Consider the following 25,367-nt stretch of genomic DNA (forward strand, 5'->3'; position numbering starts at 1 on the left):
CACGACCCCGAGGTTCCACGCATTGAAGCGTGTTGACCAAGCCCCGACAACACCTGATACGCAACCTACTCACCCTGCCGTACCGCCCTCTGGCCGATCTGCGATCACGGTCCCGGCGGCCGAGTCCACAGGCGGGCCGGGAGGTCGTCGCGGTGTCAGCCCTCGCCAGTAGGGTGTGTGACATGGCCGACCCCTCCAGCTACCGCCCCAAGCCGGGACAGATCCCGGACTCTCCCGGGGTGTACAAATTCCGCGACGAGCACCGCCGGGTGATCTACGTCGGAAAGGCGAAAAGCCTGCGCCAGCGCCTGGCCAGCTACTTCCAGGACCTGGCGGGACTCCACCCCCGCACCCGCACCATGGTCACCACGGCCGCGTCCGTGGAGTGGACGGTGGTGTCCACTGAGGTCGAGGCGCTACAGCTGGAGTACTCCTGGATCAAGGAGTTCGACCCCCGGTTCAACGTCAAGTATCGCGACGACAAGAGCTACCCCTACCTCGCGGTGACGATGAACGAGGAGTTCCCGCGGGTGCAGGTGATGCGCGGCCACAAGCGCAAGGGCGTGCGCTATTTCGGTCCGTACGGGCACGCGTGGGCGATCCGCGACACCGTCGACCTGCTGCTGCGCGTCTTCCCGGTCCGCACCTGCTCGGCGGGCGTCTTCAAGAACGCCGCCCGCACCGGCCGCCCCTGCCTCCTCGGCTACATCGGCAAGTGCTCCGCCCCCTGTGTCGGGCGGGTCTCCGCCGAGGAACACCGTGAGCTGGCCGAGGAGTTCTGCGACTTCATGGCCGGCCGTACGGGGACGTACATCCGCCGCCTCGAGAAGCAGATGACGGACGCGGCCGAGGAGATGGAGTACGAGCGGGCGGCCCGTCTGCGCGACGACATCGAGGCCCTGAAGAAGGCCATGGAGAAGAACGCGGTCGTGCTCGCCGACGCGACCGACGCCGACCTGATGGCCGTCGCCGAGGACGAGCTGGAAGCCGCCGTGCAGATCTTCCACGTGCGCGGCGGCCGGGTGCGCGGCCAGCGCGGCTGGGTCACCGACAAGGTCGAGGCCGTCACCACCGGCGACCTGGTCGAACACGCGCTGCAGCAGCTCTACGGGGAGGAGAAGGGCGACTCCGTCCCCAAGGAGGTGCTCGTTCCGGCACTGCCCGACCCCGTGGAGCCCGTCCAGGAGTGGCTGACCGAGCGCCGCGGGTCGAACGTCTCCCTCCGCATCCCGCAGCGCGGCGACAAGAAGGCGCTGATGGAGACCGTGCAGCGCAACGCGCTCCAGGCGCTCGGCCTGCACAAGACCAAGCGCGCCTCCGACCTGACCACCCGCTCGCGCGCCCTGGAGGAGATCGCCGGAGCCCTCGACCTGGACAGTGCCCCGCTCCGGATCGAGTGCTACGACATCTCGCACCTTCAGGGGGACGACGTGGTCGCCTCCATGGTCGTCTTCGAGGACGGGCTGCAGCGCAAGAGCGAGTACCGGCGCTTCCAGATCAAGGGCTTCGAGGGCCAGGACGACGTCCGCTCCATGCACGAGGTGATCACCCGCCGCTTCAGGCGCTATCTCGCCGAGAAGGAGCGGACGGGCGAGTGGACGGACGGCGAGAGCGCCTCCACCGACGGGGCCTCCGCCGAAAGCGCCACCGTGGGGAACGCGACCCCGGGGAACGCGGCCCTGGGGAACGCCACTCCGGAGAGTGACACCACGGGGAACGCCTTCGCGGTGAACGCCTTCACCGAGGAGGACGGCCGCCCCAAGCGCTTCGCCTACCCTCCCCAGCTCGTCGTCGTCGACGGCGGCCAGCCGCAGGTCGCGGCGGCCAAGAGGGCCCTCGACGAACTGGGCATCGACGACATCGCCGTCTGCGGCCTCGCCAAGCGCCTGGAGGAGGTCTGGCTGCCGCACGAGGACGACCCGGTGGTCCTGCCCCGTACCAGCGAGGGCCTGTACCTGCTCCAGCGGGTCCGTGACGAGGCCCACCGCTTCGCCATCACCTACCAGCGCACCAAGCGGGCCAAGCGTTTCAGGGCGAGCCCGCTGGACGAGGTGCCGGGCCTCGGCGAGACCCGCAAGCAGGCGCTGATCAAGCACTTCGGCTCGGTGAAAAAGCTGCGATCCGCGACCATCGACCAGATCTGCGAGGTCCCCGGCATAGGCCGCAAGACGGCCGAGGCGGTCGCCGTGGCCCTCGCCCAGGCGGCTCCGGCCGCACCCGCCGTGAACACGGCGACTGGAGAGATCATGGAAGACGAGGAAGTCGGGGCGTCCGGTACGACCGCGGGCTCCCCGGAGGAGCCCGTGTCCGCGGGCGCCTCACACGAGCGACGGGGGCAGGAGACATGAGCGACAACGGACGACAAGAGATCCCAGCACAGACCGAACAACCGGCCGAACAACCGGCCGAACAACCGGCCGGACCGCAGACCGGGAAGACGGCCGCACCACAGGCCGCCGACGAGACCCAGGGGGGTACGACGATGGAGACGCCCGCGGTGCCCGAAGCCGCCATCCCCGAGCTGGTGATCATCTCAGGGATGTCCGGGGCGGGCCGGTCGACGGCCGCCAAGTGTCTGGAGGACCTCGGCTGGTTCGTCGTCGACAACCTGCCGCCCGCGCTGATCCCCACCATGGTGGAGCTCGGCGCCCGCTCCCAGGGCAACGTGGCGAGGATCGCGGTCGTCGTCGACGTACGCGGCCGCCGCTTCTTCGACAACCTCCGCGAGTCCCTCGCCGACCTGGAGGCGAAGAACGTCACCCGGCGGATCGTCTTCCTGGAGTCCTCCGACGAGGCCCTGGTGCGCCGCTTCGAGTCCGTGCGCCGTCCGCACCCCCTCCAGGGCGACGGCCGCATCGTCGACGGCATCGACGCCGAGCGCGAGCTGCTGCGCGAGCTGCGCGGCGACGCCGACCTGGTCATCGACACCTCCAGCCTGAACGTGCACGAGCTGCGCGCCAAGATGGACGCCCAGTTCGCCGGCGAGGAGGAGCCCGAGCTGCGGGCCACCGTCATGTCCTTCGGCTTCAAGTACGGCCTTCCGGTCGACGCCGACCTGGTCGTGGACATGCGCTTCCTGCCCAACCCGCACTGGGTCCCGGAGCTGCGCCCCTTCACCGGCCTGAACGAGGAGGTGTCGGCGTACGTCTTCAACCAGCCCGGCGCCAAGGAGTTCCTCGACCGCTACACGGAGCTGCTCCAGCTCATCGCCGCCGGCTACCGCCGCGAGGGCAAGCGCTATGTGACCATCGCGGTCGGCTGCACCGGCGGCAAGCACCGCTCGGTCGCCACCTCCGAGAAGCTCGCCGCCCGCCTCGTCTCGCAGGGCGTGGAGACCGTGGTCGTCCACCGGGACATGGGGCGCGAGTGACCGGACGTGCCGCACTGCGGCTGAGCAGGCTGCGCCGGGTCGCCTCCGAGGGACGCGGCGACAGGCCCGCCGAGGCGCGCGGCGGGAAGCCGCGCCGCCGGGGTGCCCAGCCCAAGGTCGTCGCCCTCGGCGGCGGCATGGGGCTGTCCGCCTCGCTCGCCGCGCTGCGCCGGATCACCGGCGACCTCACCGCCGTCGTCACCGTGGCCGACGACGGCGGTTCCAGCGGGCGCCTGCGCGACGAGCTGGGCGTGCTGCCGCCCGGCGACCTGCGCAAGGCCCTGGCCGCGCTGTGCGGCGACGACGACTGGGGCCAGACCTGGGCCCGCGTCATCCAGCACCGCTTCCAGTCCCAGGGCGATCTGCACGAGCACGCGGTCGGCAATCTGCTGATCGTCGCCCTGTGGGAACAGCTCGGCGACCATGTCCAGGCCCTGGACCTGGTCGGCAGGCTCCTCGGCGCGCACGGCCGGGTGCTGCCCATGTCCGCCGTACCCCTGGAGCTCCAGGCCCTGGTCAAGGGGCACGACCCGGAGCGGCCCGAGGACGTGGACACGGTACGGGGACAGGCGACCGTGGCCCTCACCCCCGGCGAGGTGCAGTCCGTGCACGTCGTCCCCGCCGACCCGCCCGCCGTCCCCGAGGCCGTGGCGGCGGTCCTCGACGCCGACTGGGTGGTCCTCGGCCCCGGCTCCTGGTTCTCCTCGGTGATTCCCCACCTTCTCGTGCCCGAGCTCCTCGATGCGCTCACCGAGACGAAGGCGCGCCGGGTACTCTCCCTGAACCTCGCCCCGCAGCCCGGAGAAACCGAGGGCTTCTCCCCGCAGCGTCATTTGGAGGTTTTGGGACGACACGCCCCTAAACTCGCCCTGGACGTGGTGCTGGCCGACGAGGCCGCCGTGCCCGATCGCGACTCACTCACCGACGCCGCCCAGCGGTTCGGCGCCGCGGTCGAGCTGGCGCCGGTGGCCCGGACCGACGGATCTCCGCGGCACGACCCGGAGCTGTTGGCCGCCGCGTACGACCGTATTTTTCGGATGCATGGAAGGATCGGCCCATGGCGATGACGGCAGCGGTGAAGGATGAAATTTCCCGGCTCCCCGTCACCCGGACCTGCTGCAGAAAGGCGGAGGTCTCCGCCATTCTGCGGTTCGCCGGCGGCCTCCACCTGGTGAGCGGCCGGATTGTGATCGAGGCGGAGCTGGACACCGCGATGGCGGCGCGCCGGCTGAAGCGGGACATTCTGGAGATCTTCGGCCACAGCTCCGAACTGATCGTGATGGCGCCCGGCGGTCTGCGCCGAGGCTCCCGGTATGTCGTACGCGTCGTCGCGGGCGGCGACCAGCTGGCCCGCCAGACGGGGCTCGTGGACGGCCGTGGGCGCCCGATCCGGGGCCTCCCGCCGCAGGTGGTCTCGGGGGCCACCTGCGACGCCGAGGCGGCCTGGCGCGGGGCCTTCCTGGCGCACGGCTCGCTCACCGAACCGGGCCGCTCCTCCTCCCTGGAGGTGACCTGCCCGGGGCCGGAGGCCGCGCTCGCGCTCGTGGGCGCCGCCCGTCGGCTCTCGATCGCCGCGAAGGCCCGCGAGGTGCGCGGCGTGGACCGGGTGGTCGTCCGTGACGGAGACGCGATCGGCGCGCTGCTCACCCGCCTCGGAGCGCACGAGTCGGTGCTGGCCTGGGAGGAGCGGCGGATGCGCCGCGAGGTCCGCGCCACGGCCAACCGGCTCGCCAACTTCGACGACGCCAACCTGCGCCGCTCGGCCCGTGCCGCCGTCGCCGCCGGGGCCCGCGTGCAGCGCGCCCTGGAGATCCTCGCGGACGAGGTGCCCGAGCACCTCGCGGCCGCCGGACGGCTGCGCATGGAGCACAAGCAGGCCTCCCTGGAGGAGCTGGGCGCGCTCGCCGACCCGCCGCTGACCAAGGACGCCGTCGCCGGCCGTATCCGGCGGCTGCTCGCGATGGCCGACAAGCGGGCGCAGGATCTCGGCATCCCCGGGACGGAGTCGAACCTCACCGAGGAGATGGCGGACAACCTCGCGGGCTGACCCGTCCGGTCGACCACCAGAAGCCCAACACGCCGGTGCCGATGCCCACTTGGGACATCGGCACCGGCGTTTGCGTTCCTGTGAGGCACCCTTGACTTGACCATGAAGTGTCATGAGCCTGGCATCTGTTCGCTGCTGTGGCGGACTCACGCAAGGGGGGCTCATGAGACGAAGAGCGAGAGCGATCCTCGCTACGGGCGCGCTCCTGCTGGGCGGTGCGGGCATGGCGCCCATCGCCCAGGCACAGAACGGCGGTTCGCCCAAGCCCGACGCGAACGCCGTGAAGGTGTTCCGCGCGCAGATCACGAAGCAGCAGATACCCCTGCTGCTCGCGGCCGGGCAGGACGGCCACGAACTCGGCGACACGACGTGGAGGAACGGCAAGAGCGCGGTCGAGGTCTACGTCACCGACCAGCAGGCCAAGAAGCTGGAGAAGCAGGGCGTCGACCTCACCGAGCACACCCTGACGGCCAAGGCCGAGGCACGGGTGGAGAACGCGGCCCAGGGCGTGTTCCGCCCGTACAGCGGCAAGGGCAATCTCCAGGAGGAGATCGTCAAGACCGGCGCCGCCCACCCCGACCTCACCAAGGTCGTCTCCATCGGCAAGACGGTCAACGGCCAGGACATCCTCGCGCTCAAACTGACCAAGGGCGCGAAGAAGACCAAGGACGGCGCCAAGCCGTCCGTGCTGTACATGTCCAACCAGCACGCGCGCGAGTGGATCACGCCCGAGATGACACGGCGTCTGATGCACTACTACTTGGACAACTACTCCACGAACAAACGCATCAAGAAGATCGTCGACTCCACCGAGCTGTGGTTCGTCCTGTCGGCCAACCCCGACGGCTACGACTACACGTTCAAGGACGCCGACGCCCGCCAGTGGCGCAAGAACCTGCGGGACGTGAACGGCGACGGGGTCATCTCCACCGGCGACGGTGTCGACCTCAACCGCAACTTCGCCTACAAGTGGGGCTACGACGACGAGGGTTCGTCACCCAACCCCACCAATGAGACCTACCGCGGCGCGAGCCCCGGCTCCGAGCCCGAGACGAAGGCGCTCGACACGTTCGAGAAGCGGATCGGCTTCACGTACGGCATCAACTACCACTCCGCCGCCGAACTGCTCCTCTACGGAGTGGGCTGGCAGGTGGCGACGCCCACCCCGGACGACGTGCTCTACAAGGCGCTCGCCGGAACCCCCGAGAACTCCGCGATCCCGGGCTACCACCCCCAGGTCTCCTCGGAGCTCTACACGACCAACGGCGAGGCGGACGGCCACGCGGGCAACGTCAACGGCATGGCGATGTTCACCCCCGAGATGTCGACCTGCGAGACCGCCTCGAACATCGACCCGAACGACGCCTGGAACGCGGCCGACTGCGCCTCTATCTTCACCTTCCCGGACGACGAGAAGCTGATCGAGCAGGAGTTCGAGAAGAACGTCCCGTTCGCGCTCTCCGTCGCCGAGACCGCGGCCCACCCCGACCAGCCGTCGTCCTCGGTGGGCCTCGACGCACCCGACTTCACCCCGGCCGCCTTCACGACGTCGTACTCCCGCGGCGCCGACCAGGAGGTCTCCGTCGTCGTCCGCAAGTCCGTACGCGACAAGGAGCTCAAGTACCGCGTCAACGGCGGCCGTACGCTGGACATGGCGCTCAAGGCCTGGAAGGGCGGCGAGACCTACGGCGGCAAGGACAACCTCTACTTCGACGAGTACCGCGCCAAGGTGAAGGACGGTGACCCCGGCGACAAGGTCGAGGTGTGGTTCACCGGTGAGACCAGGAGCGGCAAGAAGACCTCCAGTACGCACTTCACGTACACCGTGGCCCAGCGGCCCAGTGCCGACACGCTGGTCGTCGCCGAGGAGGGCGCGCCCGCCACGCAGTCCCAGGCCTACGTCGACGCCCTGAAGGCCAACGGCAAGAAGCCGCTCGTCTGGGACGTGGCGGCCCTGGGCGCACCCGACGCGCTCGGCGTGCTCGACCACTTCAAGACGGTCGTCCACTACACCGGCGCCGCACGGCCGGGCAACGCCACCCAGCTCCAGCTGCGCGCCTTCCTCAACGAGGGCGGCAAGCTGATCGAGGCGGGCGAGCAGGCCGGCGGCAACGTCGACCTCGGCGGCGGCACCCTTTCGAACGACTTCAGCCAGTACTACCTGGGCGCCTACTCCCGTACGTCGACCGCGGGGGCCAACGGATTCGCCGGCTCCGGGAAGCTCACCGGCTTCGCGGGGGCGCTCGGCGACGCGCCCGGAAATCCGCTGAACACGGCGGGTACCTACGGCGTCACCTCGGACTCGCTGGCGCCCGCGCAGTACCCGCAGTTCGCGTCGAGCGCGGGAGCGGGCCAGTTCGCCGGGACCGTCAACCCGTACGGGCCCTACGCGGGTTCGTACATGGCCGCCGCCGTCCACACCGACGACGCCTACAAGCGCCTCACCCGGACCATCGACCTCACCGGTGTCAGCGCCGCCGACAAGCCGACGCTGCGCACCCAGCTCCAGTGGGACACCGAGCCCGGCTACGACCACGCGGTGCTCGAGGCCCACACCGCCGGGGCCGACGACTGGACGACGCTCCCCGAGGCGGGCGGCGCCACCAGCACCGCGGTTCCCGCGGATTGCGAGGCCGGATTCCTGGTCAGGGAGCACCCGTTCCTCAAGCGGTACCTGACCGTGAGTTCCACCGGCTGCGCCAACACCGGTACCAGCGGGGCCTGGAACAGCTTCACCGGTGCCTCCAGCGGCTGGCAGCAGGTCGACTTCGACCTCAGCGCGTACGCCGGCAAGTCGGTCGAGGTGTCGCTGAGCTACATCACCGACCCGAGCACCGGCGGTCACGGCGTCCTCGCGGACAACGCCTCCCTCGTCGTCGGCGGGGCGGCCACCGAGACCGAGGGCTTCGAGGCCTCCCTCGGGCCCTGGAGCGCCTCCGGACCGCCTCCGGGCAGCCCCTCCGTGCTCAAGGACTGGGCGCGCTACGGGGAACTGTTCAAGACGTACGGCGGAGTCACCACGGACGACACGGTGCTGCTGGGCTTCGGCCTGGAGCACGTCACCGCGGCGGCCGACCGCGCGGCCCTCATCAAGAAGGCGCTCGGGGCGCTGAAGAGCTAACCCTGTGTGACTATCTCGTCAACTTCGAGGGTGTTCCGTACCCCTACTGATGGGTACGGAACGCCCTGCCGTGTATGGGGCATCTCGATGTCACCGCAGACGCGTCAGGGAGGTAGGGTCGTAGGCGGTCGGGGACATCCCATACAACTCGCCGGCACTGAGTCGGCGTACCTAACGAGGAGATCGGTTCGTGACGATCCGCGTAGGCATCAACGGCTTTGGCCGCATCGGTCGTAACTACTTCCGCGCGCTGCTGGAGCAGGGTGCTGACATCGAGATCGTGGCTGTCAACGACCTGGGTGACACCGCGACCACCGCTCACCTGCTGAAGTACGACACCATCCTGGGCCGCCTCAAGGCCGAGGTGTCGCACACCGCCGACACGATCACCGTCGACGGACACACCATCAAGGTGCTCTCCGAGCGCAACCCCGCCGACATCCCGTGGGGCGAGCTGGGCGTCGACATCGTCATCGAGTCGACCGGCATCTTCACCAAGAAGGCCGACGCCGCGAAGCACATCGCCGGCGGCGCCAAGAAGGTCCTGATCTCGGCTCCGGCCAAGGACGAGGACATCACCATCGTGATGGGCGTCAACCAGGACAAGTACGACCCGGCTCAGCACCACATCATCTCCAACGCCTCCTGCACCACCAACTGTGTGGCGCCGATGGCCAAGGTGCTCGACGAGAACTTCGGCATCGTCAAGGGCCTGATGACGACGGTCCACGCGTACACGAACGACCAGCGCATCCTGGACTTCCCGCACTCGGACCTGCGTCGCGCCCGCGCCGCCGCCGAGAACATCATCCCGACCACGACCGGTGCCGCCAAGGCCACCGCCCTGGTCCTCCCGCAGCTCAAGGGCAAGCTGGACGGCATCGCCATGCGCGTGCCGGTCCCGACCGGCTCGGCCACCGACCTGGTCGTGACGCTGCAGCGCGAGGTCACCAAGGACGAGGTCAACGCCGCGTTCAAGAAGGCCTCCGACGACGGCGACCTCAAGGGATACCTGTCGTACACCGAGGACCCGATCGTCTCCTCAGACATCGTCGGCGACCCGGCCTCCTGCACCTTCGACTCCTCCCTGACGATGGTCCAGGAGGGCAACTCGGTGAAGATCCTCGGCTGGTACGACAACGAGTGGGGCTACTCCAACCGCCTCGTCGACCTCACGGTCTTCGTCGGCGGCCAGCTCTAAGTCCCGGAGCAGGCACCTCTGATGTGAGAGCAGGGCTCGGGCAGCGCACAGCCGCGTTGTCCGAGCCCTGCTCTGTGCACGGATCGATCAGCCCTCCCGGACAACAGAGCCCTCCTAGGAGTCCTTTTATGAAGACGATCGACGAACTTCTCGCCGAAGGCGTGGACGGCAAGCGGGTCTTCGTCCGCGCCGACCTGAACGTGCCGCTGGCCGACGGCCTCATCACCGACGACGGCCGTATCCGCGCCGTCCTGCCCACCATCAAGGCCCTCGCCGAAGCGGGCGCCAAGGTGGTCGTCGCCTCACACCTGGGCCGCCCCAAGGGCGCCCCGGACCCGGCGTTCTCCCTGCTGCAGCCCGCCGAGCGGCTCGGTGAACTGCTCGGCGCCCCCGTGGCGTTCGCCCAGGACACCGTCGGTCCCGCCGCCCACGACGCCGTGAACGGCCTCCAGCCCGGCCAGGTCGCCGTGATCGAGAACCTGCGCTTCAACGCGGGCGAGACGTCCAAGGACGACACCGAGCGCGGCGAGTTCGCCGACCAGCTCGCCGCCCTGGCCGACGTCTACGTAGGCGACGGTTTCGGTGCCGTGCACCGCAAGCACGCCTCCGTGTACGACCTCCCGGCGCGCCTTCCGCACTACGCGGGCTACCTCATCGCCACCGAGGTCAACGTCCTGAAGAAGCTCACCGAGGACGTCAAGCGCCCCTACGTCGTCGCGCTCGGCGGCGCCAAGGTCTCCGACAAGCTCGCCGTCATCGACCAGCTGCTCGGCAAGGCCGACCGTCTGCTCATCGGCGGTGGCATGGCGTACACCTTCCTCAAGGCCAAGGGGTACGAGGTCGGCATCTCCCTCCTCCAGGAGGACCAGGTACCGGCCGTCAAGGAGTACATGGACCGCGCGGAGAAGAACGGCGTCGAGCTGGTCCTCCCCGTCGACGTCCTGGTCGCTCCGGAGTTCCCGGACCTGAAGACCAAGGCCCCCGCCAACCCCACCACCGTCGCCGCGGACGCCATCCCGGCCGACCAGGAGGGCCTGGACATCGGCCCGGAGACCCGCAAGCTGTACGCCTCGAAGCTCGCCGACGCGGCCACCGTCTTCTGGAACGGTCCGATGGGCGTCTTCGAGCACCCCGACTACGCCGAGGGCACCAAGGCGGTCGCCCAGGCCCTCGTCGACTCCCAGGCCTTCACGGTCGTCGGCGGTGGCGACTCCGCCGCGGCCGTCCGCATCCTGGGCTTCGACGAGAAGGCATTCGGTCACATCTCGACCGGTGGCGGCGCCTCCCTCGAATACCTCGAGGGCAAGACGCTCCCCGGCCTCGCCGCACTGGAGGACTGACCCCGCATGACGACCCGTATGCCGCTGATGGCGGGCAACTGGAAGATGAACCTCAACCACCTCGAGGCCATCGCGCACGTCCAGAAGCTCGCCTTCGCCCTGGCCGACAAGGACTACGAGGCCTGTGAGGTCGCCGTCCTGCCGCCCTTCACCGACCTGCGCTCCGTGCAGACCCTGGTCGACGGCGACAAGCTCAAGATCAAGTACGGCGCGCAGGACCTCTCGGCACACGACTCCGGTGCCTACACCGGCGAGATCTCGGGCCCGATGCTGTCCAAGCTGAAGTGCACGTACGTGGCGGTCGGCCACTCCGAGCGCCGGCAGTACCACAACGAGACCGACGAGATCGTCAACGCCAAGGTCAAGGCCGCCTTCAAGCACGGCCTGACCCCGATCCTGTGCGTCGGCGAGGAGCTGGCCGTCCGCGAGGCGGGCAACCACGTCGCGCACACGCTCGCCCAGGTCGACGGGGGTCTCAAGGACGTCCCGGCCGAGCAGGCCGAGTCGATCGTGATCGCGTACGAGCCGGTGTGGGCCATCGGTACCGGCAAGGTCTGCGGCTCCGACGACGCCCAGGAAGTCTGCGCGGCGATCCGCGCCCGGCTGGCCGAGCTGTACTCCCAGGAAGTGGCCGACCAGGTCCGCATCCAGTACGGCGGCTCCGTGAAGTCCGGCAATGTCGCGGAGATCATGGCGAAGCCCGACATCGACGGCGCCCTGGTCGGCGGTGCCTCCCTGGACGCCGACGAGTTCGTCAAGATCGTCCGCTTCCGCGACCAGTAAGTATGCGCTAGCGGCGATTCGTCGTACCCTTGCGGGGGTCGTGGCCTTCGGAGTGGGCTTGAGGTGCTCACCCAGTAGGCTTCGGCCCCCGTCGTCCATTCAGTTCCGAGGAAGTTGGTCCAGCCGTGGTTTTGGGGTTCTCGATCGCCCTGATCGTCTTCAGCCTGCTGCTGATGCTGCTGGTGCTGATGCACAAGGGGAAGGGCGGCGGTCTCTCCGACATGTTCGGTGGCGGCATGCAGTCGTCCGTCGGTGGCTCCTCGGTCGCCGAGCGCAACCTCGACCGCATCACCGTGGTGATCGGTCTGCTCTGGTTCGCGTCCATTGTCGTGCTCGGCATCCTGATGAAGGTCAACAACTGATCACCGACCGGCATCGGTACAGCAGCACAACTGCACATTACGCAAGCACAATCCGCACGTAAGGCCCCATGTCCGGTACGCGCCCCCAGGCGCGGCCTATCATGGGGCTTGCGTCTAGGGGCCGGGGTGTAACTCCAATCACTGGACGCGCGTTGGGCCTTACGTAGACTGAGGCGCTCGCAGCGAAGCGTCACGCCGACTCGCTTCGCGGCACCATCACGCAGGGAGTTACGACCGTGGCAAGTGGCAACGCGATCCGAGGAAGCCGGGTCGGGGCGGGGCCGATGGGCGAGGCCGAGCGCGGCGAGTCCGCGCCGCGGCTGCGCATCTCCTTCTGGTGCTCCAACGGGCACGAGACGGTGCCCAGCTTCGCCAGCGACGCGCAGGTTCCCGAGACCTGGGACTGCCCGCGCTGCGGCTTTCCCGCCGGACAGGACCAGGACAACCCGCCGGACCCGCCGCGCACCGAGCCGTACAAGACGCACCTCGCGTACGTACGGGAGCGGCGCAGCGATGCGGACGGCGAGGCGATCCTCGCCGAGGCGCTCGCCAAACTGCGGGGCGAGATCTAGAAGTTGAGAACCGGCCGGGCACCGAGGTGCCTGGCCGGAGGTGTTTCGTACGCCCGGTCACGCGGGCGCGCCGCTGGGGCGGACCGCTGTGCCGGCCCGGTCGCGGAGCGTCCGCGGCGCTGCCGCGAGCCGATTGTCAGTGGTGCCCTCTACGGTTCTTGAAGTGGCGGAACCCGAGGGGGCGTTGTGACGACGGTCGAGGCGGCGGGGGTGCGGGCACCCGCGTGGCGCGGGGGATTCGGGCGGCTGTGGAGCGCGGCGGTGGTATCGCGTTTCGGGGACGCCCTGCGCACCGCCGCGCTGCCGTTGCTCGCCGTGCGCCTCACGGACGATCCGCTCGTCATCGCCTCCGTCACGGCCTGCGGCTACCTCCCCTGGCTCCTCTTCGGGCTGCTGGGCGGCGCGGTCGCGGACCGGGTGGACCAGCGGCGGGCGATGTGGGCCGTCGACACCGTACGCGGCGGGCTGGTGGCCTGCTTCGCCCTCGCCGTCGGGCTCGGCCACGCCACGATCGGCCTGCTGATCGCGCTCGCCTTCGCCCTCACCGCCCTCCAGACGCTGTTCGACAACGCGTCCACGGCCCTGCTGCCCTCCCTGGTCGGCAAAGAGACCCTGGGCAGCGCCAATGCCCGGCTGATGACCGGCCAGCAGTTCGCCGGCGGCTTCCTGGCCGGCCCCTTCGTACCGCTGCTGCTCACCCTCGGGGCCGCCGCGCCGTTCGCGGCCGACGCGGTCACCTATCTGCTGGCCGCGGCCCTCGTGGCCTCCCTGCGGATCCGGGTGCCCGAGCGGGAGCCCCGGCCCGCCGGGAGCACCCTGCGGGCCGAGGTGGCCGAAGGAGTGCGCACCCTGTGGCACGACAGGGTGCTGCGCGCGGTCTGCACGGCCACACTGCTGTGCAACATCGGCATGGGGGCGCTGATCGCCACGCTGGTCCTGCACGTGACCGGCTGGCTGCACGCGGGAAACGCGGGCTTCGCGGCCGCGATGACGGCCTACTCGGCCGGATCCCTGGCCGGGGGAGTGCCGGCCCAGTGGATCGCGCGCCGGATCGGACGGGTGCGGAGCCTGTTCCTGTGCGGATGCGTCCAGACGGCGGCCCTGGTACTCCTCGGTACCGTCCGCCACCTGGGTGCACTCCTCGTGGGCATGGCACTGCTCGGACTGATGGGCATGGTGTGGAACGTCAACCAGGTCACGCTGATGCAGCAGCGCAGCCCGGCAGCCATGGTGGGCCGCGTCAGCTCCGCGTTCCGCACCGCCTCCACCTCCGGGGCCCCGCTCGGCGCTCTGCTCGGCGGCGCCGTGGCGGGTGCCTACGGGCTGAACGGGCCCGCGCTGTTCGCGGCCGCCCTCTTCGGGCTCGCCGTCACCTCGCTGATACCCGCGCAGCTGCCGGACGTATCTGTTGTTGAGCCGGATGACGGCGCTACGACAGCTCACGTCAAGCCCTGATCAATTAGGTTGGGACCGGCAGTGGGGCGAGGCAAGCAGCAGCACACGCAGGAAAGAAGGCGGAAGCCAGAGATGAACGCAGACAGCCGTGCCAGGCTCAACCAGACGCCCGAGTGGACCGCTCTGGCCAAGCACCGCGAGGAGCTCGCCAAGACCCATCTGCGGGACCTGTTCGCAACCGACCCCGGGCGCGGAAGCGGGTACACGCTCCAGGTCGGCGATCTGCACGTCGACTACTCCAAGCACCTGGTCACCGACGAGACGCTGCGGCTGCTGCGCGAGCTGGCAGCGGCGACCGACGTCTTCGGGCTGCGGGACGCCATGTTCCGCGGTGAGAAGATCAACGTCACCGAGAACCGGGCCGTGCTCCACGTGGCGCTGCGCGCCCCGCGCGACGCGGTGATCGAGGTCGACGGGGAGAACGTCGTCCCGGCCGTGCACGCCGTGCTCGACAAGATGGCCGACTTCGCCGAGCGGGTCCGCTCCGGCGAGTGGACCGGTCACACCGGCAAGCGCATCAAGAACGTCGTGAACATCGGCATCGGTGGCTCCGACCTCGGCCCGGCGATGGCGTACGAGGTGCTGCGCTCCTTCACCGACCGCGGCCTCACGGTCCGCTTCGTGTCGAACGTGGACGGCGCCGACCTGCACGAGGCCGTCCGCGACCTCGACCCGGCCGAGACACTGTTCATCATCGCCTCGAAGACGTTCACCACCATCGAGACGATCACCAACGCGACCTCCGCGCGCAACTGGCTGCTGACGGAGCTGAAGGCCGGTCAGGAGGCCGTGGCCAAGCACTTCGTGGCGCTGTCGACCAATGCCGAGAAGGTCGCCGACTTCGGTATCGACACGGCCAACATGTTCGAGTTCTGGGACTGGGTCGGCGGACGCTACTCGTACGACTCCGCGATCGGTCTGTCCCTGATGATCGCGATCGGGCCGGACCGCTTCCGGGAGATGCTCGACGGGTTCCACCTCGTCGACGAGCACTTCCGCACCGCGCCGGCCGAGACCAATGTGCCGCTGCTGATGGGCCTGTTGGGTATCTGGTACGGCAACTTCCACGACGCCCAGTCGCACGCGGTACTGCCGTACTCGCACTATCTTTCGAAGTTCACGGCGTATCTGCAGCAGCTGGACATGGAGTCCAACGGCAAGTCCGTGGAGCGTGACGGGCACGACGTGGAGTGGGAGACCGGCCCGGTCGTGTGGGGGACGCCAGGCACCAACGGGCAGCACGCCTACTACCAGCTCATCCACCAGGGCACGAAGCTGATCCCGGCCGACTTCATCGGCTTCGCCGAGCCTGTCGCCGATCTGCTGCCGGGCCTGGTCGCCCAGCACGACCTGCTGATGGCGAACTTCTTCGCGCAGACCCAGGCCCTCGCCTTCGGCAAGACACCGGACGAGGTGCGCGCCGAGGGCGTGGCCGAGGAACTGGTCCCGCACAAGACGTTCAAGGGCAACCACCCGACGACGACGATCCTCGCGAGGGAGCTGTCGCCGTCGGTACTCGGCCAGTTGGTCGCCCTCTACGAGCACAAGGTGTTCGTCCAGGGCGCGGTCTGGAACATCGACTCCTTCGACCAGTGGGGTGTCGAGCTCGGCAAGGTCCTCGCCAAGCGGGTCGAACCCGCGCTGACCGAGGGTGCGGACGTGCCGGGCCTGGACGAGTCGACGAAGGCGCTCGTCGCGAAGTACCGGGAGCTGCGCGGCCGGTAGGCGCGGACGCGCGTGGGTCACGGGAAGCGGACGGCGGGAGTCCGCCCGCTTCCCGTAGACTCCCCGGCGATCACGCAGATGAAGGCTCGGGGGAGCGGAAGTTGACTGGTTCGCGAGGAAGATGGCTGAGCGGCACGCTGTCGGCGAGGTCGATTCTGCAACCCAAGACCGTGGCGCAGGCGGTGTTCCACCCCGTGTGGATTCCGGCGTCGGTCGATCCGTCCGTGGAGCGGCTCAAGCGCGTGCGTGTCGTTGCCGGGGCGGTCGCGGCGTTCGGCGTGTACACCTTCGTGCAGGGCAGGTTCGACTTCACCGAGGTTCTGCAGAACATGCTGACGGCGGCCGTCGTCCTGCTGTTCATCACGCCCACGACGGTGGGCGTGATGCTCTTCGTCTGGCGGCGCACCGGGAGGATCCGCCAGCTGCGCGTGCCTCTCTTCAACTCGCTCAAGCTGTTGCTGCTCTTCATCGGCATGGTCGTGGCGACGGTGTTCTTGTGGCAGCTGTCCACCTCACTCGGCGGCATCATGCTGGTGGTGCTCGGTTTCACCGCGCTCTGGCTGACCGGATTCCTGGCCTACGGAGCCGTGCAGCTGTCCGGGAACTTCTTCGGCTCCGCCGCCGTCCACCGCTGCCTGCCGCCGCTGCTCGCCATGGTGACGACCTGGCTGATGGCCATTCCCGACCTGGTCACGGGTGATCTGCACGGGCTCAGCTTCACGATGGGCATCGTCTTCATTCTGGGCGCGCCGGTGACGGTCACGGCCATAGCCTTCCTGGAGATGAACCGGCTCCGCCGCCGCTACGGGATTCGGCTGGGCGCGCACCCCGCCACGTTGCCGCCGCTTCCCGCGCCATCCGCGTACGGGCCGAACGCGGGGTTCGTGCCGCCGCAGGGGAACCTCTACGCGCCGGGCCCGCAGTACCCGTATCCGCCGCGGCACCCGTACGCCCCGCCGAGCCCGTATCCGCCGCGGCACCCGTACGCGCCGCCAAGCCCGAACCCGAACCCGTACAACCAGCAGAACCCGTACGGGTCCTGACCGTGATCAGGCCACCGCGCTCAGGGTGTCCGCGAGCCGTCGTCGGGCGGCGCGGCCCGCGGGGAGCGCGGCGAGGGCGGCGGCACCCAGGACCGCGGCCAGACCGAACAGCGACAGCAGGAGGGGAGACGGTCCCCGGGCGATACCTGCGCCGATCCCACTCGACTTCCCCTGGACGTCGATCAGCCAGTGCGCCAACGGCAGCCCCAGCGCCGTACCCGCGAGGACCGCTGCCAGCGCGGTGCAGGCGGTGGCCGTGACGGTGACCGCCGTGATCTGCCGCGGGGACAGCCCGATGGCCTTGAGCGCCAGCAGATCCCGCTCGCCCTCGCGCACGGTGCCGCCGATCGCGGTCAGCAGTTCGATGAGCCCGATGAGGGCCAGTACGGCGATCAGCCCGACGACGACGCCGCGCAGCGGTGAGAGGCCGTCGGCCGGGTTGGTCACGGCGTGCACGTCCAGGTGCCCGTGCCCGGCCGCGGTCAGCTCGGCTGCGACCTTGCCCGGGTCGGCGCCGGGGCGCAACTGGAGCTGGTAGAGGGTCGGGCGGAGCTCCGGGTCGTTCTCGCGCAGGGTGTCGAGCGAGGTGGAGATGACGCGGCCGCCGTTCTCGGGCTCGATGCTGCGGCCGACGATGTGCAGGATCTGCGGGCGCGCGCCGACGGTCATCCGCACCCAGTCCCCGACGCGCACGTCCAGCAGGTCGAGCAGCCCCTGACCGGCCACCGCCTCGTCGGGCCCGCGGGCCGGGCGGCCCTCGGCCAGCGTGAACGGGTACGGGTCCCGGCGCGTACCGAGCCCGCGCAGTGCGATCGTCGCCGTCTGGCCCGGAACCAGAGCGGCCACCTCGGCGCCCGGGTGCACGGCGGTGACCTGTGCGTTGCGGGCGAGCAGGGCGCGGGCTGCCGGATCGCCGAGGCTCTCGTCCGGGTGCGCCGTGAGCGCGGCCGCGAGGCCGATCCGCTCGGGTTCGCTGTGGAAGCGGTCGATGGTGGTCCAGGCACTCAGCGCGACCACGATCAGCAGCAGCGGCAGGGCCAGCCGGGCGACCGTGGCCAGCGAGCGCGGCCGCCGCGGGAACGCCTGGTGCCAGCCCAGCACGAGCGCGGGGGGCAGCCGCAGTCCGAGCGCCCGGCGGGCCACGCCCGACAGGCGGCCGGCCGGCGGCGCCGCGGCCCGCAGCACGGGCACGGGAGGCACCCGGCCCGCCCGCCACGCCGCGATCCCGGTCGTCGCCCCGATGAAGAGCACCGCGGCCACCGGTACCGCCAACAGTGCCGCGGTGTGCCCGGGCAGTCCCTGCCAGACGCCCAGGGCGTCGCCGAGGCGGCCGGGGATCCGGCTCCCCAGCGCCTGGGTGAGCGTGGCGGCGACCAGGGCGCCCAGCGACGCGTACACCACGTGCTGGATCAGGAAGATGCGCACCACCTGGCCGGGCGTGAACCCGATCGCCTTCAGGACCGAGATGTCCCGCAGGTGGCCGCGGATACGGGTGCCGATCGCGCCGTGCACGGCGAGCGCGGCGGCGAGGAGCGCGCCGAGGCCGAACAGGCCGAGGACCTGTCCCAGCAGCCGGTTGTCGCCCTGGGCCTCGGCGCGGGCCTGCTGCCAGTTCGACACCTGGGTGACCGCGCCGGAGCCGAGCGCCGTCACCGCGCGCTGCACGGCGTAGTCCGTGTCGCCCGGATCGGTGAGGCGCAGGCCGATGACCTGGCCGGCGCGCCCGTCGGCGCTCGACACCGCGGAGAGCGGCGCCCAGACGACCCCCGACCGCTCGCCGGGGCTGTAGTGGGGCTCTGCGCTGTCGGCCACGCCCAGGACGGTCAGGGTGCGCGAGGTGCCGGGCACGGTGAGGGTGTCCCCGGGCTCGGCCCACAGCGCCCGGGCGAGGCTGTCCTCCAGGACGACTCCGTCGGGCCGGGCGGGGTCGAGCCAGTGACCGGAGACGAGCAGCGGCCGACCGGTGGTGGGCGGCTCGACGGCACCGCGCAGCTCGACGGAGGCACGGGTGCCGCGTGACTCGACGGTGGCGGACGCGGTGCGGTACGGGCCCGCCACGGACTCGACGCCGTCCAGCCGCGCGAGCCGCCCGGCGTCGGCGGACGCGCCGGTGTGGATCCACACATGGGCGCCGTGCGACTGCGTGAAGACGCGCTGCCAGGGGTTCGTCGCGTATCCGAAGAGCGCCGCGGCGAGCAGCAGCGAGGTGACGATTCCCGCCGTGGCGAGCACGATGAACAGCGCCTCGCCCCGATGGGTGCGCAGATCGGCATGCGCCCAGCGCAAAGTGGCCCGCACGCCGGTCAGCCCTTCGGCTCGCGTACGGCGGGCGCGTGCCGCAGGGCGCGTACAGCGGGAGTCTGCCTCGGTTCGCGCACGCTGCTCAGTCCCTCAGTTCCAGCACGCCGGATATCCCGGCGCCGCGCGACGGCGTGCCGTCGAGTTCCGCGTCGTCGGCGATGCGGCCGTCGAAGAAACTGATCACGCGGTCCGCGGCGCTGGCGAGCCGGGCGTCGTGGGTGACGAGCACGATGGTCTGACCGCGCTGGTGGAAGCGCGACAGCAGCCGCATCACCTCGCGGGTGCCCTTGCTGTCCAGGCTGCCCGCGGGTTCGTCGGCCAGCAGCAGGGACGGATGGTTGACCAGCGCCCGGGCCAGGGCGACGCGCTGCTGTTCGCCGCCGGACAGCTCACCCGGCATGCTGCGTCCCTTGCCCTCCAGGCCCAGCTCGGACAGCAGCCGCTCGCGCTCGGCGCGCGCCTGCCGGGGGGAGACCCCGGCGAGCAGGGCGGGCAGCTCCACGTTGTCGGCGACCGACAGGTTGGAGACCAGGTTGAAGAACTGGAAGACGATGCCGATGCGCCGTCGCCGTTCCACCGCCCAGCGCGCCTCGCTGTAGGCGTCCGTGCATTCGGCGTCCAGCCAGACGCTGCCGGAGTCGGGCCGCTGGAGGCCGCCGAGGAGGTGCAGCAGCGTCGACTTGCCGGCGCCGGACGGGCCGGTGACGGCCACGAACTCACCCTGGCGCACGGCAAGATCCACTCCGCGCACGGCGTACGCCGGGGCGCCCTCGCCGTAGTGGGTCTTGACCAGGCCCTCGGCGCGCAGCAAGGGCGCCGGGCCCTCGGCGTGCGGCAAAGGAGCGGTGCGGCTCATTCCAGCTCCTCCAGTTCCTCCTGGCAGCGCTCCAGCCAGTCCAGATCGGCCTGCAGGTGCAGCATGGCGCCCTCGATCAGCAACTGGGAGATGCGGTTGTCCCGGTCCTCGGCCGCGGCGAGCTTCGACAGGTTGCGCATGGTGTTCAGGTACTGCCGCCGCTGCCTGTTGATCAGGGCGATCTGGTCGGCCAGGCCGGTCGTCGGGGCGAGCGCGAGTTTCATGAAGAACTCGTCCCGTACCCGAGGCTCGTCCGCCGTCTCCTGGTACCAGGCATGCAGTGCCTCGCGCCCGGTATCGGTGAGGTGGTAGATCTTCTTGTTGGGCCGGCTCGACTGCTCGACTTCCTCGCCCTCGATCAGCCCCGTCTTCTCGAGGCGGCCGAGCGTGACGTAGATCTGGCCGACGTTGGGCTGAGGGTACGCGGCGCCCAGCAGTTGCTCAAGGTCCTGCTTGAGCTCGTACCCGTGGGCCGGGCCTCGCGCCAGCAGGGCCAGGAGGGGCAGCCGCACCCGTGCTCTCCTCCCCGCATCCTTGTCTTGTGCCGCGCACCGATGTCAGGCCGTTGCCCGGTCGATGCGGCCGGAGGCCAATGTGTCGCAGGCCCTAGTATCGCCCATACCTAACAGGTATACATGGCCACTGACGCCGGGCGAAGGTGCCCGACGCCGGTGTACAGGGAGGAACCTATGCGGTGGATACGTGCCGCCGGTAGGGGCCTCCTGGTCGCAGCGGTGGTCCTGACCGGTTACGTCGCTTCCGGCACCCCCGCCGACGGCGCGCACGGCGCCGGTCGCGGCCCGCTCACCCTGGCGACCGCGGGGGACCTCACCGGCTATCTGGGGCCGCTGCTCGAAGGGTGGAACCGTACCCACCCCGGCGAGAAGGTCACCCTCGTCGAACTCCCGGACTCCGCCGACGAGACGCACGCGCAGATGACGACCGACCTGCGCGGCGGTGGCAGAAGCCGCTTCGACGTCCTCAACATCGACGTCGCCTGGACCTCGGAGTTCGCCGCCGCGGGCTGGATCTCCCCGCTGGACCGCGGCCGCTTCCCGCTCCGCAGCTTCCTGCCGCCGGTCGTGGACACGGCGACGTACGACGGAAGGCTGTACGCGGTCCCGTACGTCACCAACGCGGGACTCCTCCTGTACCGCAAGGACGTCCTCGCCAAGGAGGGCGTCGCGCCGCCGCGGACCTGGGCCGAGCTGGAGCGACAGGCGAGGACCATCGCCCCGAAGTACGGACTCGACGGTTACGCCGGCCAGTTCCTGCCCTACGAGGGTCTCACCGTGAACGCGGCGGAGGCGGTCTACTCGGCGGGCGGCACGATCCTCGGCGACGAGGGCGAGCGCGTCACCGTGAACTCCGAGGCGGCCCGCGAGGGCATCGGGTTCCTCGCCGACGGGGTGCGCGACGGCTGGATTCCGAAGAAGGCGCTGACGTACAAGGAAGAGGAGTCGAAACAGGCCTTCCAGGACGGCCACCTCCTCTTTCTGCGCAACTGGCCCTACGCCTACGTCGGTGCTTCCGGCAAGGGATCGGCGGTCGCCGGGAAGGTCGGCGCGGTCCCCCTGCCCGGACCCGACGGACCGGGCGCGAGCGTGCTGGGCGGCTCCAACCTGGCCGTCAACACACATGCGCGGCACCCCGATTCGGCCGCGCGCCTGATCGCGTACCTCACGACCGAGCGGGCGCAGCGCCAGGTCCTCACCAAAGGTGCGCTGCCGCCGGTACGGGCGGCGCTGTACCAGGACCCGGAGCTGATCCGGGAGTTCCCCTATCTGCCCACGCTGCGCGCGGGCATCCTCGCGGCCGCCCCACGCCCCAAGAGCCCGCGCTACGACCAGGTCAGCCTGGTCGTGCAGGCCGTGGTCCACGACGCGATGACGGGGCACGAGACGCCGTCCGCCGCGGTACGGCGGCTCGCACGCGAGCTGGCGGCCATCTCAAGCCGGTAGCACCTCGGGGGCGCTTCGGCAGCGCCCACTAGTTACTTGTTAGGTAACGGGAGCATCCCATCTCCGGGTTTTGTGCCCGAAAAGTCGGTACATAACCGACCAGCTTCCGGGTTACTGCTGCCTACTCGTTGACACCCGTGCGACACGCCTACTTAACATGCATGCATAACCGAAGGCACGCACAGACAGGTCAACGGGTGACCCTCAACACACATCGCTGGTGGCGCGACGCAGTGATCTACCAGGTGTACGTCCGCAGCTTCCTGGACAGCACCGGAGACGGCATCGGCGATCTCGCCGGGGTTCGCGCGGGCATGCCGTACCTCAAGAAGCTCGGTGTCGACGGCATCTGGCTGAGCCCCTTCTACCCCTCGCCGCAGCACGACCACGGCTACGACGTCGCCGACTACTGCGACGTGGACCCGCTCTTCGGCGACCTCGCCGAGTTCGACCTGCTGATGACCGACGCCCGCCGCCTCGGCATCAAGGTGCTTCTGGACATCGTCCCCAACCACTGCTCCAGTGAGCACCCGTGGTTCCGTGCCGCGCTCGCGGCGGAGCCGGGCAGCGCGGCCCGCGCCCGTTTCCACTTCGCCGACGGACGCGGCCCGGACGGCGCCGAGCCGCCCAACAACTGGCACGCCATGTTCGGCGGACCCGCCTGGTCCCGTGTCACCGACGCGGACGGCAACCCCGGCCAGTGGTATCTGCACATGTTCACGTCCGACCAGCCCGACCTGAACTGGCGCAACCCCGAGGTCGGCGCGCACTTCGACCACGTGCTGCGGTTCTGGCTCGACCGGGGCGTCGACGGCTTCCGCATCGACGTCGCCGCCGGCCTCTTCAAACACTCCGACCTGCCGGACTCGCCCGACCCGGAGGCCGACGCCCGCACCCGCGACTCGGTCAACCCGCTCGCCTGGAACCGGCCCGAGGTGCACGACGTGTGGCGCCACTGGCGGTCCGTCTGCGAGGAGTACACCGGGCGCGACGGCCGCGACCGGCTGCTGGTCGGCGAGGTCTCAGTACCGACGGCCCGCGAACACGCCCAGTACGTACGCCCCGACGAGCTCCACCAGGCCTTCTTCTTCGACCTGCTCAGCGCGCCCTGGAACGCCGACGCCTTCCGCAAGGTCATCTCCGAGGCCATGCAGGACATAGCTGGCACCGGATCGACGGTCACCTGGGTCCTCAACAACCACGACCAGGTCCGCACCGTCACCCGCTACGGCGAGCTCGGCACCGAGGGCAGCGGCCTCGGTACGGCCCGTGCCCGCGCCGCCGCACTGCTGATGCTGGCGCTGCCCGGAGCCGCGTACATCTACCAGGGCGAGGAGCTCGGGCTGCCCGAGGTCGTCGATCTGCCCGACGACGTGCTGACGGACCCGATCTTCCGCCGCACGGGAAGCCGCGCCCGTATCCGTGACGGCTGCCGGGTGCCGCTGCCCTGGTCCGGGCACGCCTCGCCGTTCGGCTTCACCTCGGGCGCGGAGAGCGCCAAGCCGTGGCTGCCGCAGCCCGCCTACTTCGCCGAGTACGCCACCGACCGCGCGCTCGCCGACACCCGCTCCTTCTGGCACCTCTACCGCGACGGGCTCCAACTGCGCGCCGGACTGCCGCAGCTGGGCGAGGGCGCGTTGCGCTGGCTTCAGGCGCCGCCCGGCGTTCTCGCCTTCGTCCGCGGCGACGGCCTGGTGTGCGCCGTCAACTTCGGTACGGCCCCGACGCCCGCGCCGGTCTCCGGCACCCCCTTGCTGTCCAGCGGCCCCTGCCCGGCCGGCGTGCTGCCCGGCTCGACGACCGCCTGGTGGATCAGCGACTGCACGAACCCCTGACCGTCCCCTCCTCTGGTTCCCGTTCCTCTGGTTTCCGTCAATTCCCCTGCCCTGAAAGGGACATCAACGATGATGCGACGACGTACGACCCTGCTCGCGAGCTGCACCGCCCTCGCCCTGGCCCTCGGCGCCACCGCCTGCGGAGGCGGCCCCGTAGCCGCCGGAGGCGGCGGTAAGTCGCTCAGCGGCCAGACGATCACCGTGGCCGGTGTCTGGTCCGGCAGCGAGCAGAAGAACTTCCAGAAGGTCCTGGACGCCTTCACCGAGAAGACGGGCGCCAAGACCCAGTTCGTCTCCACCGGCGACAACGTCTCCACGGTCGTCGGCAGCAAGATCGAGGGCGGCAACGCCCCCGACGTGGTGATGGTCCCGCAGGTCGGCGTCCTCCAGCAGTTCGCGAAGGAGGGCTGGCTCAAGCCGCTCTCCAAGACCACCGAACAGTCCGTCGACACCAACTACGCGAGCGTCTGGAAGAAGTACGGCAGCGTCGGCGACACCTTCTACGGCCTGTACTTCAAGGCCGCCCACAAGTCGACCGTCTGGTACAGCCCCGACGCGCTCGACCAGGCGGGTGTCAAGCCGCCGACCACGTACGACGCCATGCTGAAGGCCGGACACACCGTCTCCGACTCGGGCCTCGCCGCCTTCTCCGTCGCCGGACAGGACGGCTGGACGCTCACCGACTGGTTCGAGAACATCTACCTCTCCCAGGCGGGACCCGAGAAGTACGACGCCCTGGCCGCCCACCGGCTGAAGTGGACCGACCCGACCGTGGTCAGGGCGCTCACCACCCTCGGCAAGCTCTTCAAGGACAAGCAACTGATGGCCGGCGGCCAGAAGGGGGCCCTGAACACGGACTTCCCCGGCTCCGTCGAGAAGGTCTTCGGACCCAAGCCCGAGGCGGGCATGGTCTACGAGGGCGACTTCGTCGCCGGGGTCGCCAAGGACCAGTTCGGCAGGAAGATCGGCCAGGACGCCAACTTCTTCCCCTTCCCCGCGGTCGACGGCGGCAAGGCGCCGGTGGTCAGCGGCGGCGACGCGGCCGTGGTCCTCAAGGACGGCAAGAACCAGAAGGCCGCCATGACGTTCCTGGAGTACCTGGCGACCCCCGAAGCGGCCGCCGTCTGGGCCGGGGCGGGCGGCTTCCTCTCCCCGAACAAGAAGCTCGACCTCGCCTCCTACGGCGACGACATCACCCGCGAGACCGCCAAGTCCCTGGTCGGGGCCGGGGATTCGGTCCGCTTCGACATGTCCGACCAGGCCCCCGCCGCGTTCGGCGGCACCAAGGGCGCCGGCGAGTGGAAGATCCTCCAGGACTTCCTGCGCGACCCCTCGAACCCGAAGGCGACCGCGGCCGAGCTGGAGAAGGCCGCGGCCAAGGCGTACCAGGGCTGA

At 70.1% G+C, this 25,367-nt stretch carries 19 protein-coding genes; 16 read left to right on the top strand and 3 right to left on the bottom strand.

Going from position 1 to position 25,367, the window contains the following annotated elements:
* Positions 1-182: 182 nt before the first annotated feature.
* The 13 genes from uvrC to ACIQTP_RS22875 all read left to right on the top strand — a co-directional run bounded on the left by uvrC (position 183) and on the right by ACIQTP_RS22875 (position 17,019).
* Complete coding sequence (uvrC, locus tag ACIQTP_RS22815; protein WP_403402296.1) at positions 183-2,348, top strand: excinuclease ABC subunit UvrC; 2,166 nt, start codon at positions 183-185, stop codon at positions 2,346-2,348.
* Positions 2,345-3,370 carry an RNase adapter RapZ gene (gene rapZ, locus ACIQTP_RS22820; RefSeq protein WP_403402299.1) on the top strand — a complete coding sequence of 342 codons (1,026 nt, stop codon included), beginning with the start codon at positions 2,345-2,347 and terminating at the stop codon, positions 3,368-3,370. Before uvrC ends, rapZ begins: the two co-directional genes overlap by 4 nt.
* Complete coding sequence (yvcK, locus tag ACIQTP_RS22825; RefSeq protein ID WP_352048600.1) at positions 3,367-4,437, top strand: uridine diphosphate-N-acetylglucosamine-binding protein YvcK; 1,071 nt, start codon at positions 3,367-3,369, stop codon at positions 4,435-4,437. The genes rapZ and yvcK overlap by 4 nt, the downstream gene beginning before the upstream one ends.
* Positions 4,428-5,417 (top strand): DNA-binding protein WhiA, encoded by a 990-nt coding sequence (gene whiA / locus ACIQTP_RS22830; RefSeq protein ID WP_010987695.1) that lies wholly within the window; start codon positions 4,428-4,430, stop codon positions 5,415-5,417. The genes yvcK and whiA overlap by 10 nt, the downstream gene beginning before the upstream one ends.
* Before the next feature lie 163 nt (positions 5,418-5,580).
* Positions 5,581-8,538 (top strand): M14 family zinc carboxypeptidase, encoded by a 2,958-nt coding sequence (locus tag ACIQTP_RS22835; RefSeq protein WP_403402302.1) that lies wholly within the window; start codon positions 5,581-5,583, stop codon positions 8,536-8,538.
* Positions 8,539-8,728: 190 nt separating this feature from the next.
* The gene (gap, locus tag ACIQTP_RS22840; RefSeq protein WP_403402304.1) at positions 8,729-9,739 is read left to right on the top strand and encodes a type I glyceraldehyde-3-phosphate dehydrogenase; all 1,011 of its coding nucleotides are present in this window, start codon (positions 8,729-8,731) and stop codon (positions 9,737-9,739) included.
* 128 nt (positions 9,740-9,867) lie between these two features.
* A complete protein-coding gene (locus tag ACIQTP_RS22845; RefSeq protein WP_351435218.1) occupies positions 9,868-11,079 on the top strand; it encodes a phosphoglycerate kinase in 1,212 nt (403 codons plus the stop codon).
* Positions 11,080-11,085: 6 nt separating this feature from the next.
* Positions 11,086-11,862, top strand: coding sequence for a triose-phosphate isomerase (gene tpiA / locus ACIQTP_RS22850; RefSeq protein ID WP_403402307.1), 777 nt, complete (start codon positions 11,086-11,088; stop codon positions 11,860-11,862).
* Between the two features lie 125 nt (positions 11,863-11,987).
* Positions 11,988-12,224, top strand: coding sequence for a preprotein translocase subunit SecG (gene secG / locus ACIQTP_RS22855; protein ID WP_006373292.1), 237 nt, complete (start codon positions 11,988-11,990; stop codon positions 12,222-12,224).
* Positions 12,225-12,460: 236 nt separating this feature from the next.
* Positions 12,461-12,796 carry an RNA polymerase-binding protein RbpA gene (locus ACIQTP_RS22860; RefSeq protein WP_075026247.1) on the top strand — a complete coding sequence of 112 codons (336 nt, stop codon included), beginning with the start codon at positions 12,461-12,463 and terminating at the stop codon, positions 12,794-12,796.
* Between the two features lie 186 nt (positions 12,797-12,982).
* Positions 12,983-14,251: an MFS transporter gene (locus tag ACIQTP_RS22865; protein ID WP_403402310.1), complete on the top strand. Its 1,269-nt coding sequence runs from the start codon at positions 12,983-12,985 to the stop codon at positions 14,249-14,251.
* A gap of 72 nt (positions 14,252-14,323) precedes the next feature.
* Positions 14,324-15,976, top strand: a complete 1,653-nt coding sequence (pgi, locus tag ACIQTP_RS22870; RefSeq protein WP_403402313.1) for a glucose-6-phosphate isomerase — start codon at positions 14,324-14,326, stop codon at positions 15,974-15,976.
* A 101-nt stretch (positions 15,977-16,077) separates the two neighbouring features.
* Complete coding sequence (locus ACIQTP_RS22875) at positions 16,078-17,019, top strand: hypothetical protein (RefSeq protein ID WP_403402315.1); 942 nt, start codon at positions 16,078-16,080, stop codon at positions 17,017-17,019.
* 6 nt (positions 17,020-17,025) lie between these two features.
* On the opposite strand, the gene ACIQTP_RS22880 is transcribed toward ACIQTP_RS22875, so the two are convergent.
* The 3 genes from ACIQTP_RS22880 to ACIQTP_RS22890 all read right to left on the bottom strand — a co-directional run bounded on the left by ACIQTP_RS22880 (position 17,026) and on the right by ACIQTP_RS22890 (position 20,688).
* A complete protein-coding gene (locus tag ACIQTP_RS22880; RefSeq protein WP_403402318.1) occupies positions 17,026-19,317 on the bottom strand; it encodes an ABC transporter permease in 2,292 nt (763 codons plus the stop codon).
* An 85-nt stretch (positions 19,318-19,402) separates the two neighbouring features.
* Positions 19,403-20,176 (bottom strand): ABC transporter ATP-binding protein, encoded by a 774-nt coding sequence (locus ACIQTP_RS22885; protein WP_402043246.1) that lies wholly within the window; start codon positions 20,174-20,176, stop codon positions 19,403-19,405.
* Positions 20,173-20,688, bottom strand: coding sequence for a PadR family transcriptional regulator (locus tag ACIQTP_RS22890; protein ID WP_403402321.1), 516 nt, complete (start codon positions 20,686-20,688; stop codon positions 20,173-20,175). The genes ACIQTP_RS22885 and ACIQTP_RS22890 overlap by 4 nt, the downstream gene beginning before the upstream one ends.
* Before the next feature lie 177 nt (positions 20,689-20,865).
* Here ACIQTP_RS22890 and ACIQTP_RS22895 point away from each other — a divergent pair, with 177 nt between their 5' ends.
* The 3 genes from ACIQTP_RS22895 to ACIQTP_RS22905 all read left to right on the top strand — a co-directional run bounded on the left by ACIQTP_RS22895 (position 20,866) and on the right by ACIQTP_RS22905 (position 25,367).
* Positions 20,866-22,137 (top strand): ABC transporter substrate-binding protein, encoded by a 1,272-nt coding sequence (locus ACIQTP_RS22895; protein ID WP_403402324.1) that lies wholly within the window; start codon positions 20,866-20,868, stop codon positions 22,135-22,137.
* A 161-nt stretch (positions 22,138-22,298) separates the two neighbouring features.
* Complete coding sequence (locus ACIQTP_RS22900; protein WP_403402327.1) at positions 22,299-23,972, top strand: alpha-amylase family glycosyl hydrolase; 1,674 nt, start codon at positions 22,299-22,301, stop codon at positions 23,970-23,972.
* Positions 23,973-24,041: 69 nt separating this feature from the next.
* Entirely contained in the window at positions 24,042-25,367 is a 1,326-nt protein-coding gene (locus tag ACIQTP_RS22905; protein ID WP_402043236.1) for an ABC transporter substrate-binding protein, read from the top strand.

The sequence above is a fragment of the Streptomyces sp. NPDC090798 genome (assembly GCF_044768965.1).
Lineage (GTDB): Bacteria > Actinomycetota > Actinomycetes > Streptomycetales > Streptomycetaceae > Streptomyces.

What these genes read in the sequence shown, in the direction of transcription:
- whiA (WP_010987695.1), top strand. Translation starts at nt 4,428, where the DNA reads ATGGCGATGACGGCAGCGGTGAAGGATGAAATTTCCCGGCTCCCCGTC.
- rapZ (WP_403402299.1), top strand. Translation starts at nt 2,345, where the DNA reads ATGAGCGACAACGGACGACAAGAGATCCCAGCACAGACCGAACAACCG.
- tpiA (WP_403402307.1), top strand. Translation starts at nt 11,086, where the DNA reads ATGACGACCCGTATGCCGCTGATGGCGGGCAACTGGAAGATGAACCTC.
- uvrC (WP_403402296.1), top strand. Translation starts at nt 183, where the DNA reads ATGGCCGACCCCTCCAGCTACCGCCCCAAGCCGGGACAGATCCCGGAC.
- ACIQTP_RS22835 (WP_403402302.1), top strand. Translation starts at nt 5,581, where the DNA reads ATGAGACGAAGAGCGAGAGCGATCCTCGCTACGGGCGCGCTCCTGCTG.
- pgi (WP_403402313.1), top strand. Translation starts at nt 14,324, where the DNA reads ATGAACGCAGACAGCCGTGCCAGGCTCAACCAGACGCCCGAGTGGACC.
- ACIQTP_RS22900 (WP_403402327.1), top strand. Translation starts at nt 22,299, where the DNA reads ATGCATAACCGAAGGCACGCACAGACAGGTCAACGGGTGACCCTCAAC.
- ACIQTP_RS22905 (WP_402043236.1), top strand. Translation starts at nt 24,042, where the DNA reads ATGATGCGACGACGTACGACCCTGCTCGCGAGCTGCACCGCCCTCGCC.
- ACIQTP_RS22895 (WP_403402324.1), top strand. Translation starts at nt 20,866, where the DNA reads ATGCGGTGGATACGTGCCGCCGGTAGGGGCCTCCTGGTCGCAGCGGTG.
- ACIQTP_RS22845 (WP_351435218.1), top strand. Translation starts at nt 9,868, where the DNA reads ATGAAGACGATCGACGAACTTCTCGCCGAAGGCGTGGACGGCAAGCGG.
- ACIQTP_RS22885 (WP_402043246.1), bottom strand. Translation starts at nt 20,176, where the DNA reads ATGAGCCGCACCGCTCCTTTGCCGCACGCCGAGGGCCCGGCGCCCTTG.